Genomic DNA, 15,878 nt, shown 5'->3' with positions numbered 1-15,878 from the left:
AAGGCTAAAAGCTGGGTGGGATGAAAAATATTTATCAAAACTTTTACAGGATAATGATTTTTAATGCGTCTGCCCTGTGAAAGGAAGAAAATCTGTAAAGGTACAAAATTAAGAGACGAAAAGCAAGAGGGAGAACCTTATTTCTATTATGATACGGTTCTTGCTATTAGTCCTGAAACTTAATCTTCAGTATCTTACTGATAGCGGGTTTATACTTCTTCAACATTCGGTCGAATCCCAAGTCGTTCGGATGGGTTCCGTCTACAGTTCCCTCATGGTCTGTTCCCAAGAATTGATCTTCTTTTATGAAATGCAGGTTCTTGACATTCTTCTTTCGCAATACTTCTACCTGTTCAGCGATGGCTTCGTTCTGCCGTTTCACATTCTCGCGGGCTTTCTGGTTGAAATTACCTGTTTCACGTATCAATGTCTGTATCACAATAATAGGCGTATCCGGATGCTTCTGGCGCAACGTCATTACAAAATCAACAGTTCGGTCGGTTATCTCTTTGGGAGAAGGATTAGGAATACAATCGAGAATGAAAGCATCTGCATCAATATCCGCCAACATCTCGGCAACTTCTTTCTCCATCTTGCCGTTTCCGCTCAATCCTAAATTGATGAAATTATACCCGCTGCTACGGGATAAACGAGCCGGATAAGCCATACCGGGACGACTGGCAGATGCTCCCTGCAAAATACTGGACCCGTATACCACTATCTTTTCTTTGAACGGATTTTCTCCTTTACGTATGTGTGCATCAGAAGAAACGCCTATTTCCAGACTTTTCAGTTCATCATATAAAGGCAGATACAGCAAGCATTCTTTCTCTTCCGTACCCATATTATCAACAAGCACTTTTTCCGTAGTCACACCACCCGATATTCCTACTCCGGCAAATTGCCATTTTCCATCCCGTTTGATATATAAATCCAAACCTTTCTGTGCAACTCTGGTCAGATTGGGTAACTGGTAATTATCAGGAACCGTCCATTTGGCTTTTATAACAGGGCTATTCGTTGTAAAAGAGATAGCCAGACCGGCAGAGTTTGTGAATAGTTTCTTCACTGTGGGAGGCATTGTACGATACTTGGCTGTATCTACCCGATGGAAGTATTCGCCTTCGGTAGTTGCTTTGCCTACCAGTAAAAGCTCTTGAGCCGGCACATAGGTAAAATTGTTCTTTTGTTGTCCGAATGTTGTAAGGGGAAACATCATCAGACCCAAACAAATACAGACATTACGTGTTAAGTTCTTCATGGTCAATTTAATATTAACAGTTTATTAATCGTCAGTATACTATAGTAGCGTCAAAAGACTATTTATAAATCAATGTGGATAAATACTCCTCTGCAAACATCTCATTGGCAACTTCCAACAACATCTCTGCTGTTAGCTCTTCTATACGCTTAAAAACAAGCTCGGATGATTCATACTTATGATAATGCAGGAATGTTTTCGCCATCCCTAACGCATTATTCTCAAAGTTATCAGACGCTACTCCGATTTGTCCGATCAACTGCTTCTTCGCTGCCGCCAACTGGGAGGAAGTCATCTTTGTATCGCGCATCCGTTTCAGTTCCTGATAAGTCAATTTCAGGCAAGTATCCATGTCATCCACATCCGTCCCGAAATAAATACAGAAAGCTCCCGTATCCGTATAGGAAGTCAGATTGGATTCGACATTATAGACTAGTCCTCTGCGTTCGCGAAGGGACACATTCAGTTTACTATTCATTCCGGGACCTCCAAGGACATTATTCAGCAGATAGAGTGCAGTACGCTTGTCATCATACGCATTATAGCCACGGCTACCGATCATGACATGTGCTTGGTGCGTATCTCTGGCCACCGTCAAATGTTCCGGCACATACAGAGGCGGAGGTGTACGGAGATTCTCTACCTTCACATCAGGAATATCCGACAGGTATTTTTCTACCAGACGGATGATTCTCTTGAACTCGTATTGCCCCTGAACAAAAAACACCATATTTCCCGGTTGGTAAAAACGGCGGGTAAACGATAGGACATCTTCCGTGCGGAAACTCCGCAGAAGTTCCGGTTTACCAAGAATGTTTCTTCCCAATGGATGATTGCGGAAGATCATGTCTTCAAAATCGTCAAAGATCAGTTCCGACGGAGTATCTTCATACGACTGGATTTCATCGATAATGACCTCCGTTTCTTTTTCTATCTCATGCTGCGGAAAAGTGGAATGAAATACAATATCCCCCAACAACTCAAGCGCACGTTCCAGATGTTCTTTCAGAAAAGCGGCATAGACGACAGTTTCTTCCTTATTTGTGTATGCATTCAGGTCACCACCTACATTCTCCATCCGGTTGAGAATATGCCAGGCTTTCCGCTTCTCCGTTCCCTTAAAAATCAGATGTTCTACAAAATGGGCCATTCCTTGCTCATTCTCCGCCTCATCACGGGTTCCGGCATCAATCGCAAAACCACAATAAGCTACTTTTGAGAGGGTTGGTTCATGGATAATACGCAGGCCATTTGGCAATGTATATTCGTTACCTTGCATCGTTTTATACTTCCTTATTGAATTAATGCCACAAAAATACAATAAAACTTATTGCTGTTTATAGAAAATTGCAGATATTTGTGGACTATAACAGCAACAACGTATATGGAAAAGATAGGAATATTCTGTTCCGCCTCCGATAACATTGACAAAATGTACTTCGAAAGCGCCGGCCAAATAGGCAAATGGATGGGGCAGACAGGCAAAACCTTGATATATGGAGGAGCCAGCCTCGGATTAATGGAATGCATAGCCCGTGCCGTGAAAGAAAATGGCGGTAAGGTCATTGGAGTAGTTCCTGCCAAACTGGAAGAGAACGGCAAGGTAAGCACTCTGTTAGATGAAGAAATTCATACCCATAACTTGAGTGACCGCAAAGATATCATAACGGAGAAGTCGGAGGTATTGGTTGCACTCCCCGGAGGCGTCGGTACACTTGATGAGATTTTCCACGTAATAGCCGCTGCCTCCATCGGATATCACCGGAAGAAGGTCATTTTCTACAATGAATATGGTTTTTACGATGAGCTATTAAAAGCACTCCACACCCTGGAGGACAAAGGTTTTGCACGACAGCCTTTCTCAACCTATTACGAAGTAGCAAACACATTAAATGAATTAAAAGAAAAAATAAACTGATCCTATATGATAGACTCCATCAAACAACTTTTGCAACAGGAAGCACAAGCTGTGCTCAACATCCCTGTAACAGATGCTTATGAAAAAGCGGTGAAACTGATTGTAGAACAAATACATCAGAAGAAGGGAAAACTGGTAACTTCCGGTATGGGAAAAGCCGGACAGATTGCTATGAACATTGCTACGACTTTCTGTTCCACCGGTATTCCATCCGTCTTTCTACACCCCAGCGAGGCGCAACACGGGGATTTGGGTATCTTACAAGAAAACGATCTGCTCCTGCTGATCTCTAACTCTGGCAAGACACGTGAGATTGTGGAATTAACCCGTTTGGCTCATAATCTGGACCCGGATCTGAAGTTTATCGTTATCACCGGAAATCCGGATAGTCCGCTGGCAAAAGAATCGGATGTCTGCCTAAGTACCGGCAAGCCTGCAGAAGTCTGTGTGTTAGGGATGACTCCTACTACATCTACTACTGCCATGACAGTGATCGGAGATATATTGGTAGTACAAACCATGAAGGAAACAGGATTTACTATCGCTGAATATTCAAAACGTCACCACGGCGGTTATCTGGGAGAAAAATCAAGATCACTATGCGAAAAGTAATCGGTATCGGAGAGACCATCCTCGATATCATCTTTCGAGGTGACCAGCCTTCTGCCGCCGTACCGGGAGGTTCTGTATTCAACGGTATTGTCTCATTGGGACGAATGGGAATAAACGTCGGCTTCATCAGTGAAACCGGAAATGATCGTGTAGGCAATATTATCCTGCAGTTCATGCGTGAGAATCATATCCCGACCGATCATGTGAATGTATTCCCGGATGGAAAATCACCCGTATCTTTAGCTTTCCTGAACGAGCAGAGTGATGCCGAATATATCTTCTACAAAGACTACCCGAAGCAACGTCTGGATGTTCTGTTTCCGAAACTGGAGGAAGACGACATTGTCATGGTGGGTTCTTATTATGCACTGAATCCGGTTCTAAGGGAGAAGATTCTTGAACTACTAGATCAGGCACGTGAAAAGAAAGCCATTATCTATTATGACCCGAATTTCCGTTCTTCACACAAGAATGAAGCCATGAAGCTGGCTCCGACCATTATTGAGAATCTGGAATATGCGGATATCGTACGTGGTTCTTTAGAAGATTTTCTATATATGTATGGTATGCAGGATATAGACAAGATTTACAAAGATAAAATCAAATTCTACTGTCCCCGGTTCATCTGTACTGCAGGTGCGGAAAAGGTAGCGTTACGCACTAATCTGGTCAATAAAGATTATCCGATAGAGCCATTACAGGCAGTCAGCACCATCGGAGCCGGTGATAACTTCAATGCAGGGCTGATCTACGGATTAATTAAATACGATGTCCGATACCGCGATCTAAATAACTTGAATGAAGAGATCTGGGATAAAATAATCCAATGCGGAAAAGACTTTGCAGCTGAAGTTTGCCGAAGTTTCAGCAATTCGGTTTCGGTGGGGTTTGCACAAAAATACAAGTGATATTACAAATAAGGATTTGGATACAAGTCGTTCATCCAGCGAAATCCCTATTTCCATAAAATCCATATTAAGTTAATCTGTCAACCTTAACTTAATATGGATTTCCTTATCTTTGCAAACAACCATGTTCAATAAGCAATCTTACTTAATATATGAAAAGATTTATTTTACCTCTATTGATAGTCCTAATCTTCATCAGTTTGCCCGTAAAAGCGAATGATGAAGTGAAAACATTATTAAAAGTACTAGATAAATCTCTACAAAATAAAGCTAGCTATACCAAACAGAAGCAAAGACAGATAGACAGCCTGAAAATAGTATTAAGGCAATCCGGAAACATCCGGAAAAAAGTCGGGATAGCGCAATCCCTTTGTTTTGAGTATTCATCTTTCCAAAAAGATTCCGCTTTAGCCTATGCCATCCATATGAACAGGTTTGCTCAAGAAAGTAATGACAAAGAACTTTTAATTGAAGCAAAACTGGATTATTCAAGAATATTATCTTCGATGGGCTTTTTCAAAGAAGCTCTGGCGATTACCAATTTGATGCAACAAGAGCAGCTATCCCCTAGACTCAAAGCCGAATTCTTTCTCGGACAAGTCACAATCTACAATCACCAGAAAGCTTTTGCCTCCAACGAGCACGATTCACAAGAAAATGATCTGATAGCACAAATTTATCGCGATTCACTGCTTCAATGTAAAGAAGTACCATCGAACGTACGAGCTTTTATAGCCGCCCCGACTCTTCTTTTCCATAAAAAGTATGATGACGCTATTCACATACTGGACAGTGTTTACGAGAGTTATGCACCATATTCACGAAATGCCGGAATAATAGCATATTCTCTGGCATCTGCCTATCAAGGTAAAAATGACCGTGAAAATGCGATTAAATATTTCGCAATATCAGCCATCTCCGATGTATTAAATGGAGCCAGAGAAAATCTTTCCTTAAAAATATTAGCCAAGCTGATTTTTGAAAGTGGAGATATAGACCGGGCATATAAATACATGAAAAATGCAATGGAGGATGCTATCCTATGCAATGCGAGAATTAACACAATCGAAGCCTCCGACATGTATCTTTTCATAGATAAGGCATTTCAAGAGAAGGAAAAACATAAATTTATCATCATAACAATATTGCTTACTGCATTGTGCCTGGTTTGTATTCTGCTATTTATTTTGTTCATACAATTAAAAAAGCAAAAAGGAAAAGTAGAGCAAACTAATGAGAGTTTGTCGCACCATCTTTACGAAATACAACAAATGAACTCAATATTGGCAGATAACAATAAAATCAAAGAAGAATATGTAGGGTTGTATATGGAACAATATACCAGTTATATCACTAAAATAGCCAATTTTAAGAAAAGAGCACTCAAAATAGCCAAAAGTGAAGATATAAATAAAGTAACCTCTTTCCTCCACTCTTCACTCAATACAGAAGAAGATCTGGTAGAGTTTTACAATAATTTCGACAAAGCAATCTTGAATCTCTTCCCTAATTTCGTTGAAGATTTTAACGCATTGCTCTTACCGGAAAATGCAATTATTCCGGGACCCGGCAAACTCTTAACACCTGAATTGCGAATCTTCGCACTTATCCGGCTCGGAATTACAGACAGCGTGAAAATTGCGCATTTCCTACAATACTCCTTATCTACCATCTATAATTATCGCTCAAAAATGCGGATCAAAGCAAATGGAGACCGGAATGAATTTGAAGAAAAAGTAGCTCGAATCGGACAATAAATCCGGGAATAATAGTGTATTAATCATACAGCATCGTTTACATTTATCGGATGTAATTCAATCATCATACTACTAATTATCAATAACATAACACTAACAGCTATTTACAATCTACTTACTTCCCATTTAAAAAGTTGCAGGAAAAAGGTATTTTTGTAGAGTCGCAGTGCTACATTTGGAAATTTAATCTCCAATGGCTACTGCCACAATAAAACCTGCGGATTAATTCAAACTACTATTTATATAAACACTACTTAAAGAAAAAATTATGAATAGCCTATTACTTAATGTTATTTGCGCTTTCACCATTGCAAATGCAAATCCCAACACAGAAAAAGCACAGCAAACTTTGGATGCCCTGTACCAAAACTATGCAGCACCCAACACTTGCCTTTTACGTGAAAATTATCCTTTTGACCAAAATAATGAAGCAACTTATCTGGCATCACAAGAGCAAGCAAAAAGACGAAACGAATACTCTTACCTCTGGCCATATTCAGGTACATTCTCTGCCGTGAACGCATTACTGGAAACAACTGAAAATAAGAAGTACAAAAAACTTCTGGAAAAAAGAGTACTGCCCGGACTGGAAGAATATTTCGACAAAAAAAGAGAGCCATTCGCCTACTCTTCTTATATAAGCAACCAACCAGTTTCCGACCGTTTCTATGATGATAACGTCTGGTTGGGCATCGATTTTACCGATTCTTATCGCATGACAAAGAAACAAGCATATCTGGAAAAAGCCAAACTCATATGGGAGTTCATCCTTAGTGGAAAAGACGATGTACTTGGCGGAGGAATCTACTGGTGTGAACAAAAGAAAGAATCCAAAAATACCTGTTCCAATGCACCGGGAGCTGTATTTGCTCTCAAGCTATTTCAGGCAACTCAAGACAATACCTATTTAAAGCAAGGGAAAGAATTATATGAATGGACTAAAAAGAACTTAGAAGATCCAGAAGATCATCTATATTTCGACAACATCGCACTCAATAAGAAAATCGGCCGTGCCAAATTTGCCTATAACAGTGGACAAATGATGCAGGCAGCCGCCCTGCTCTACCAAATTACCAAACAGAAAAATTATCTGGAAGATGCTCAAAACATAGCAGAAGCGTGTCATAGATACTTTTTCACTCATTTTACCTCTCCGGATGGACAAACATTTCAATTACTGAAAAAAGGGAATATTTGGTTCACGGCAGTTATGCTTAGAGGTTTCATTGAACTTTATCAGATAGACCATAACAAGACTTATCTAACCGATTTCCAAAAAAGCCTCGACTATGCATGGGATCATGCCAGGGATGAACGGGGACTATTTCAGACAGACTGGAGCGGAACAGATAAAAGCGAAAAGAAATGGCTTCTTACACAAGCTGCTTTCGTAGAAATGTATGGAAGACTAGGCGGAATCGATTTACAATAACCAATTTTAATAATCCTCTTAAAAACATGGAGATATGAAGAAAAAGAATATCGGAATATGTATTATTACAACCACCCTGTTAATGGGAAGTCATGCCAAAGCTACAGAACTCGTTTTAGCTAAAGATCATACAAATGTAGTGAATCAGGCAGCTGAAATTGCCGCTTATAAAAGCAACCGTCCACCTGTAAATAAGCGTCTTTTTACATCAAAGGCTGTGGAAGCAGAAATCATCCGAGTGAAAAAGCTGCTTACGAATCAAAAACTGGCATGGATGTTCGAGAATTGTTTTCCCAATACCCTCGAAACAACTGTCCACTACCGTACAACAGACGGTAAGCCAGATACTTTCGTTTACACAGGTGACATTCATGCCATGTGGCTACGGGATTCCGGAGCACAGGTCTGGCCTTATATACAACTGGCCGATAAAGATCCGGAATTGAAGAAAATGCTTGAAGGAGTGATCCGGAGACAATTCAAATGTATCAATATTGATCCGTATGCCAATGCTTTCAATGATGGTGCTGTCGGAGGAGAATGGATGTCTGACCTGACCGACATGAAACCGGAACTGCACGAACGTAAATGGGAAATAGATTCCCTATGTTATCCGCTGCGTCTGGCCTATCAATATTGGAAAGAAACTGGTGATGCCAGTATTTTTGATAATGAATGGATACAAGCTATAACCAACATACTGACAACTTTCAAGGAACAACAGCGCAAAGAGGGAGTAGGTCCTTATAAATTCCAGCGTAAAACAGAACGTGCACTCGACACATTAAACAACGATGGATTAGGTGCTCCCGTGAATCCTGTCGGACTCATTGTTTCAGCTTTCCGTCCGTCTGACGATGCTACAACTTTACAGTTCCTCGTACCGTCTAATTTCTTCGCAGTTTCTTCCCTGAAGAAGGCCGCGGAAATTTTGAATACCGTAAACAAGAATAGTGATTTGGCAAAGCAATGTACAGATCTGGCACAGGAAGTAGAAACTGCACTAAAAAAATATGCAACTTACAATCATCCTAAGTACGGCACTATCTATGCTTTTGAAGTAGACGGATTCGGAAATCATTTCCTAATGGATGACGCCAATGTTCCGAGTTTGCTGGCAATGCCCTATCTGGGCGATGTAGACATTAATGATCCTATTTATCAAAACACACGCCGTTTCGTATGGAGCAAGGACAACCCCTATTTCTTCAAGGGAAAGGCAGGAGAAGGTATCGGAGGGCCCCACATCGGCTATGACATGATATGGCCCATGAGTATCATGATGAAAGCATTTACCAGTCAGGATGACCAGGAAATCAAGGCTTGTATAAAAATGCTGATGGACACAGATGCAGGAACAGGATTCATGCACGAGTCTTTTCACAAGGATGATCCTAAAAACTTCACACGTGCCTGGTTCGCTTGGCAAAACACCTTATTCGGCGAACTCATATTAAAGTTAGTCAATGAAGGAAAAATAGACTTATTGAACAATATTCAATAAAGCAGACTTGGGTTATTTCCCCATTCAGGGCGCTCTTCTACAAGAAGTAGCGCCCTTTCTTAACACGTAAATTACTATTAACTTTGGCTAATTATCGCAAAGGAATTATCAGTTCTTGGGGTAATTCTTATCTTTGCAGTATACGATTCAAGACAAAGAAACTATGTACAAAAACCTGTTAAGCTGGCTTACTGTTTTATTAGTGCTCCCATCATGTTCCGGCACATCACCTGCCATATCCGTGGTATGTGAAGAAAATAATATAGGCAACTGCATCATCAAATGGGAGACAGCACCGGTATTGAAAGGACAGGTAAAAGTATACACCTCCACTTCTCCCGGACTTATTCCGGAAGATTCACCCATCGCGATGGCTAACATTTCGAGCGGAAAAATGACAATCGTAACCAACGATCCGTCGCAACGTTATTACTACCTGATGGTATTTAATAATAAATACCGGATTAAGGTGGCCACCCGCAACATTAATATCCCCGGCATACAGAATTTCCGTGATTTAGGGGGATATGAATCTTATGATACAGGAAAATCACTTCGCTGGGGAATGATATACCGTTCTGCACAGATAGACAGTATTCCTCCCTGCTCCCGCAGGGAACTTAAAAACATGGGAATACGAACGATCATAGATTTACGCTCTGAAAATGAACGTCACAATTACCCGCAACTGCATGATGATGAATTTAACATCATACATATCCCTATCCTCACAGGAAATATGGAAGAAATTCTGCAAGGAATTCAAGAAGAGAAGATAAAAAGTGACACTATTTACCGTCTGGTCGAACAAATGAATCGGGAATTAGTTCTAAACTACCGAAAGGAATTCAAAGAACTGTTCACCGTCCTTCTCGACCGTACTCATTATCCGGTTGTAATTCATTGCACATCCGGGAAAGGACGTACAGGAGTCGTTTCCGCTTTATTGCTTGCCGCTCTTGGTGTCAACGAGGACGTTATTATGGAAGACTATCGTTTGAGTAATGACTATTTTAATATTCCAAAAGCTTCTAAATATGCATATAAGCTGTCGATCAATTCGCAAGAAGCCATTACAACCATCTACTCTGCAAAAGAAGATTTCCTGAACGCTGCTAAAGAACAGATTGAGGCAGAATATGGAAGCGTACAAGCCTATCTGAAAAAGGGAATCGGACTTTCTGCAGAAGAAATTGAACAGTTACGCAGTATCCTGCTGGAATAAATCGCAAATCGTAATTCGTAATTCGTAATTATTCTCTATCTTTGCAGCCGAAATAAAAGATATACAGAGATTTAATGAAGACATTTGAAGAGCTTGGCGTTTCTCCGGAGATACGTAGAGCAATTGAAGAAATGGGATACGAGAATCCCATGCCGGTACAAGAAGAAGTGATTCCGTACCTTTTAGGAGAAAATAATGATGTAGTAGCTCTTGCACAGACAGGAACAGGTAAAACAGCCGCATTTGGTCTGCCCCTGATCCAACAGATTGACGTAAAGAACCGAATCCCCCAATCACTTATCCTCTGCCCCACCCGCGAGCTTTGCCTCCAGATAGCAGGAGATTTGAACGACTATTCCAAGTATGTTGACGGATTGAAAGTACTGCCTGTTTACGGCGGTTCTTCCATTGACAGCCAGATACGCAGCCTGAAACGCGGTGTACATATCATTGTGGCTACTCCCGGACGTTTACTGGACTTGATGGAACGGAAAACCGTATCCCTGTCTACTATCCGCAACGTAGTGATGGACGAAGCGGACGAAATGCTGAACATGGGATTTACAGATAGCATCAATGCCATTTTAGCGGATGTTCCGCAAGAACGCAACACCTTGCTGTTCTCGGCAACCATGAGTCCGGAAATTGCACGCATTTCTAAAAAATACCTGCGTGATGCGAAGGAAATTACGATCGGTCGCAAGAACGAAAGTACCAGCAATGTGAAGCACGTCGCTTACACTGTACAAGCCAAAGATAAATTCGAAGCACTGAAACGCATCGTCGACTATTATCCGCAAATTTATGGTATCATCTTCTGCCGCACCCGTAAAGAGACACAGGAAATTGCAGATAAGCTGATGCAGGAAGGCTACAATGCCGATTCCCTGCATGGAGAACTTTCACAAGCACAGCGAGACGCAGTTATGCAAAAGTTCCGCATCCGTAACCTGCAACTTCTCGTTGCCACTGACGTAGCTGCCCGCGGACTGGACGTAGATGATCTTACCCACGTTATCAACTACGGACTGCCGGACGATACGGAAAGTTATACGCACCGTAGCGGACGTACAGGACGTGCCGGAAAAACAGGAACCTCTATCGCTATCATCAATCTTCGTGAAAAAGGAAAGCTCCGCGAAATAGAGCGTATCATCGGCAAGAAATTCATTCCCGGAGAGATGCCGACAGCAGCAGGCATCTGCCAGAAACAGCTGATCAAAGTGATTGATGACCTCGAGAAGGTAAAAGTAAACGAAGAAGAAATCTCCGAGTTTATGCCGGAAATCTATCGCAAGCTGGAATGGTTAAGCAAAGAGGATTTGATTAAGCGCATGGTTTCACACGAATTCAACCGCTTTGCCGAATATTATCGTAACCGTGCAGAAATAGAAGTACCGACTGACATTCGCGGAGAACGTGGTGCAAGAGGTGACCGCAAAGAGGGTGGCTTTGAAAAGAGAAGCCGGAAGGCTGCTCCGGGTTTTACCCGTCTGTTTATCAATATGGGTAAAACGGACAACTTCTTCCCCAGCGACCTTATTGGTTTGCTGAACAGCAACACACGAGGGCGCATAGAACTAGGACGCATCGACCTGATGCAAAACTTCTCTTTCTTCGAAGTCGTTGAAAAAGAAGCGCAGAATGTAGTGAAAGCATTGAACCGCGCCAACTGGAACGGGCGTAAAGTCTCTGTTGAAGTGGCCGGCGAAGAAAGCGGAGAAGGCCGTAAAACAGGTGGTTTTGCAGATCGTAAAGGCGGAAAAAGGTTCGGAGGTAAAAACGACGAACGTACACCACGCTACGAGAACAAAGACAGAAAGGATAGAAAATCAGAAACTTCGACAAGAGGAGGTGCTAAATCTGCAAAGAAAGAAAAGCCAAGCCGTGCCGAACGAGGATATGCCGACGCCCGTGGCCCGAAAAAGAAAGAAGACTGGCAGCAGCTCTTCAAAGATAAAGAGCCTGATTTCAGCGAAGAGGGATGGGCACGCAGGAAGCCGAAAAAATAAGTATCTTTTCCCCCAGAATATGACTTAATACAAATTTCACGTTTGAAATCTATCTTATATAAATTCCCCTTATTTTACTTTTCTCTTAAAAGAGGATAGAGTAAAATAAGGGGAACTCTTATATTCTTTCCTGCCTAATGAAAACCGAAAAAGAGAGATAATTTACCAAATATAAGACTGATCTTCATCTGGTATATTGATATTACGTTTACGTTCCATAATCATAGAACCTGTTACCTTATAATTCATCGGATATGCCTCGTTTGCAACGTCACTATAATGATATTCAACATACAAGGTCACATATTTATGTTCCAAATAAGGAAGCTTGGTATCCATATTAGTTTCAATTTTATAACTTCCCGAAATCGGTACAAACTTCATGCGATTATCAGGATCCGGATTAGTTAATATCAACGGTCCCGTATGCGTCACTTCATCAAATTCTCCGAATGTAGCTACCACCTTATATATCTCGCGCTCTTTTAGCTCTTCATCAATGGCCCCGGCATAAAAGAATACCGAATTCTCATCCTCTACCCATGTATTACGAGTAGAAACAGAAAAAGCTGTTTGTTTGTCATCAGCCACATCTCGATTATAGATCATAGCAGTAGTTGATGAATAAGAACCTGAATAATCATTGAAAGGAATCACATTCAATAACGCTTTCCGGTAATGCTTCCGATAGTTAGGAGCATATCCATCTCCTTCAAGAATCGTTAATGGTAAAATATGCTCCCGCGAGAGATTGATACCATGCAGAGAAAAATCAATATTCAGCAACGCAGTACTAGCACCTGCCGGAATATTGACTGCCATTTCCGGAATCGTATAATATTCTTCGGCCAACTGCAAATAATATAAATCATCACGGAATCTGAAACGTTCAAAATTAAGAGTTTCCAGAGTATCAGGATCTAGTCCTATACGGACATGCAGATTTCTATCATTGTTGGTAGAGCCGCTAATAATAACCGGCAACTGATAACTTACATTTCCATCCGATTTGTACTTCACATAAGTCGAATAAACACCGTTTTTGGCAAAAGAAACTGACTGTTCAAACAACTCATCTTCCCATTCTTTGTTACAAGCAGTAAAAGCCAGGACGGTCGCCAGTAACATTATATAATACACATATATCTTCTTCATAGCTTTATCTTTTATTAGTCAAAATAAGTCCAACCCGGATTTTGAGTCAGCTTTCTATTCTTACGCAATTCATCGTGTGAGATAGGCCAAAAATACATCTTCTTCACAAACACTGAAGGAAGGGAAGAGATAACTACCGGAGAATGGAAGGCTTCTCTTTGAGCAGATTCCAAATTCATATTACAACCATACACCTGAACTACTTCCTCTTTTGAAGCATCTTTCCAACGCCGTAAGTCATAATAACGATGTCCTTCAGCAAACAGTTCAATCTGACGTTCACGTTTCAAACACTTACGGAATTCATCCGGATCGTCATAAATTGTTTGATCAAAATCCGGCAATCCGGCACGAATACGTATCTGCGACATTGCTTTCTGCATTTCTCTTGTATTACGACCAACAGACATCGTTTTACTTCCATCCCATGAAGCTATTTCGTAAGGTCCATTTTCCAACTCATTCAAAGCCTCAGCATAAATCAGCAAGATTTCAGCATAACGAATAGCCGGTTCTATCTTATTGGAATGCGTACTTTCTGCATCTTTAATATAAGAATCCTGTGGATTATAGTACTTTTTAATACCAATACCTGTGCGCATATTGTGAGAATCAGAAGCAGAAACTTGCTGCCCGTTAGGATAATCACGATAATACCATATTTTCTGATAACGCTGTGATTGATCTTGCGCACTGGTCATCTCCCAAACACTCCCATTATAAGCCACCGAGGCATAGAAACGTGGTTCGCGATGAGCATATTGCTTACTAATACCTTCTCCTTGTGGTCCTAGCTCCGGATATGTACCTGCATTTATTTCCGCCTGTGTTACAAAATCCTTATCACGCGGATTTAAATCAACCCGTCCTTCGTATCCTGCTTCACCGGCATATTCCGAATTCATTCCCTGACAATTTTTACCATCATTCATATAATAAGCATCACACTGCTTTTGAGTCATACCATGGCAGTTCCATCCTCCGACAGACGAAGGCATCTGATGTTGCCCCATTGCTACAATATCCTCATTAGCATTCTGATTTTGCCCGCGTGTAAAAATCAATTCCGGATTATCAGAAGCTGCTACATCCCCATTAAACAAGGATCGATAAGATTCAAACGGATCAATATCTCTCCATCCGTCAGGAAAATCCCTGTTAGAATAGATTTCATGATAAGGAGGACGTACTGTTGCCGGATATGCCTGATTAATAGCCTGTTCTCTGAAAGCAGCAGTATATAACTCATAAAAATTCAAATCCATTACATCTTTAGCAGCTGCAGCAGCTCTGGCCCACTTTGATTCATCATACGTCTGTGAAATCAGACAATTACCCTGATCATCAGTCAAATCCACCATTTCTGTATTTCCATTAGCCAAAGGACTTGCAGCATATAACAAAACTTTCGCACGTGCCGCAAGAGCAGCTCCCCGGGTTGGTCGGGCAATATTCCGATTGTCACGTAACATCGGTAAATCATAAGCAGCTAATACCATCTCATTAGCAATGAAATTTGCGCATTCATCATAAGTGTTACGGGAACAGGCAAGAGCATCATAATCTTGCATATAGTCCAAACCTTCATCCGGAAGAATAGGGACCGGACCATATTTACGAAGTAGTATCCAGTAAAAATAGGCCCTTAAAAAACGGGCTTGTGCCTTATAATCAGCAACATCCTCATGAGACATTTCCTGATTAATATCTATGTTATGAATCATTGTAGAAGCATCACGGATACCGATATAAGCATTTGTCCATGTATCCTGCCGAGTCCCTTCATTATAAAACCCGTTTCGGAATGTTGCATAATTCAAATCTCTGCTATCTCCAAAAAACATATCATCAGCAAAATTATGTAAAGCAGCACCTTTACTGCCTACATCCATCATATTATTTTTCGACAAATAAGCATATACTCCTGCCAACCAGTTATCACAATAGTCTTTGCTGGCAAAGACTTTCTCTTCCGTCATGCGATCTTTGAAATACTTGTCTACATTCAGATAATCGGAGCAGGAACTCAGGAGAAAGATCCCCAAACTCAAAGCACTCCATAAAATAATATTTCTTTTTTTCATGTCTTTAATA

At 41.0% G+C, this 15,878-nt stretch carries 12 protein-coding genes; 8 read left to right on the top strand and 4 right to left on the bottom strand.

Features of this window, described 5'->3' with window-relative positions; all coding sequences use genetic code 11:
- Nucleotides 1-166: 166 nt before the first annotated feature.
- Nucleotides 167-1,261, bottom strand: coding sequence for an SGNH/GDSL hydrolase family protein (locus I2I13_RS13420; protein WP_195649697.1), 1,095 nt, complete (start codon nt 1,259-1,261; stop codon nt 167-169).
- A gap of 58 nt (nt 1,262-1,319) precedes the next feature.
- The gene (locus I2I13_RS13415; protein ID WP_195649696.1) at nt 1,320-2,540 is read right to left on the bottom strand and encodes a pitrilysin family protein; all 1,221 of its coding nucleotides are present in this window, start codon (nt 2,538-2,540) and stop codon (nt 1,320-1,322) included.
- A 105-nt stretch (nt 2,541-2,645) separates the two neighbouring features.
- Here I2I13_RS13415 and I2I13_RS13410 point away from each other — a divergent pair, with 105 nt between their 5' ends.
- The 8 genes from I2I13_RS13410 (at nt 2,646) to I2I13_RS13375 (ending at nt 12,629) form a co-directional block, all read left to right on the top strand.
- On the top strand, nt 2,646-3,179 hold the full coding sequence (locus I2I13_RS13410) for a TIGR00730 family Rossman fold protein (protein WP_195649695.1): 534 nt from the start codon (nt 2,646-2,648) through the stop codon (nt 3,177-3,179).
- Between the two features lie 6 nt (nt 3,180-3,185).
- The gene (locus tag I2I13_RS13405; RefSeq protein WP_117610937.1) at nt 3,186-3,791 is read left to right on the top strand and encodes an SIS domain-containing protein; all 606 of its coding nucleotides are present in this window, start codon (nt 3,186-3,188) and stop codon (nt 3,789-3,791) included.
- Nucleotides 3,779-4,699 carry a carbohydrate kinase gene (locus I2I13_RS13400; protein ID WP_195649694.1) on the top strand — a complete coding sequence of 307 codons (921 nt, stop codon included), beginning with the start codon at nt 3,779-3,781 and terminating at the stop codon, nt 4,697-4,699. The genes I2I13_RS13405 and I2I13_RS13400 overlap by 13 nt, the downstream gene beginning before the upstream one ends.
- A 152-nt stretch (nt 4,700-4,851) precedes the next feature.
- The gene (locus I2I13_RS13395) at nt 4,852-6,456 is read left to right on the top strand and encodes a DUF6377 domain-containing protein (RefSeq protein ID WP_195649693.1); all 1,605 of its coding nucleotides are present in this window, start codon (nt 4,852-4,854) and stop codon (nt 6,454-6,456) included.
- A 268-nt stretch (nt 6,457-6,724) separates the two neighbouring features.
- The gene (locus I2I13_RS13390) at nt 6,725-7,888 is read left to right on the top strand and encodes a glycoside hydrolase family 76 protein (RefSeq protein ID WP_148367863.1); all 1,164 of its coding nucleotides are present in this window, start codon (nt 6,725-6,727) and stop codon (nt 7,886-7,888) included.
- Between the two features lie 34 nt (nt 7,889-7,922).
- Nucleotides 7,923-9,392: a glycoside hydrolase family 125 protein gene (locus tag I2I13_RS13385; protein ID WP_148367862.1), complete on the top strand. Its 1,470-nt coding sequence runs from the start codon at nt 7,923-7,925 to the stop codon at nt 9,390-9,392.
- Between the two features lie 163 nt (nt 9,393-9,555).
- A complete protein-coding gene (locus I2I13_RS13380) occupies nt 9,556-10,617 on the top strand; it encodes a tyrosine-protein phosphatase (protein ID WP_148367861.1) in 1,062 nt (353 codons plus the stop codon).
- Nucleotides 10,618-10,691: 74 nt separating this feature from the next.
- Complete coding sequence (locus tag I2I13_RS13375) at nt 10,692-12,629, top strand: DEAD/DEAH box helicase (RefSeq protein ID WP_148367860.1); 1,938 nt, start codon at nt 10,692-10,694, stop codon at nt 12,627-12,629.
- 162 nt (nt 12,630-12,791) lie between these two features.
- Here I2I13_RS13375 and I2I13_RS13370 read toward each other — a convergent pair whose 3' ends face one another.
- Nucleotides 12,792-13,784 (bottom strand): DUF4973 domain-containing protein, encoded by a 993-nt coding sequence (locus I2I13_RS13370; protein WP_195649692.1) that lies wholly within the window; start codon nt 13,782-13,784, stop codon nt 12,792-12,794.
- A gap of 14 nt (nt 13,785-13,798) precedes the next feature.
- Nucleotides 13,799-15,868 carry a RagB/SusD family nutrient uptake outer membrane protein gene (locus tag I2I13_RS13365; protein WP_195649691.1) on the bottom strand — a complete coding sequence of 690 codons (2,070 nt, stop codon included), beginning with the start codon at nt 15,866-15,868 and terminating at the stop codon, nt 13,799-13,801.
- Between the last annotated feature and the right edge of the window lie 10 nt (nt 15,869-15,878).

The sequence above is a fragment of the Bacteroides sp. D55t1_190419_B8 genome, from assembly GCF_015558905.1.
Lineage (GTDB): Bacteria > Bacteroidota > Bacteroidia > Bacteroidales > Bacteroidaceae > Bacteroides > Bacteroides vicugnae.
Note: the sequence above shows the minus strand (reverse complement) of the source record. Positions and strands in the feature narration are given on the sequence as shown.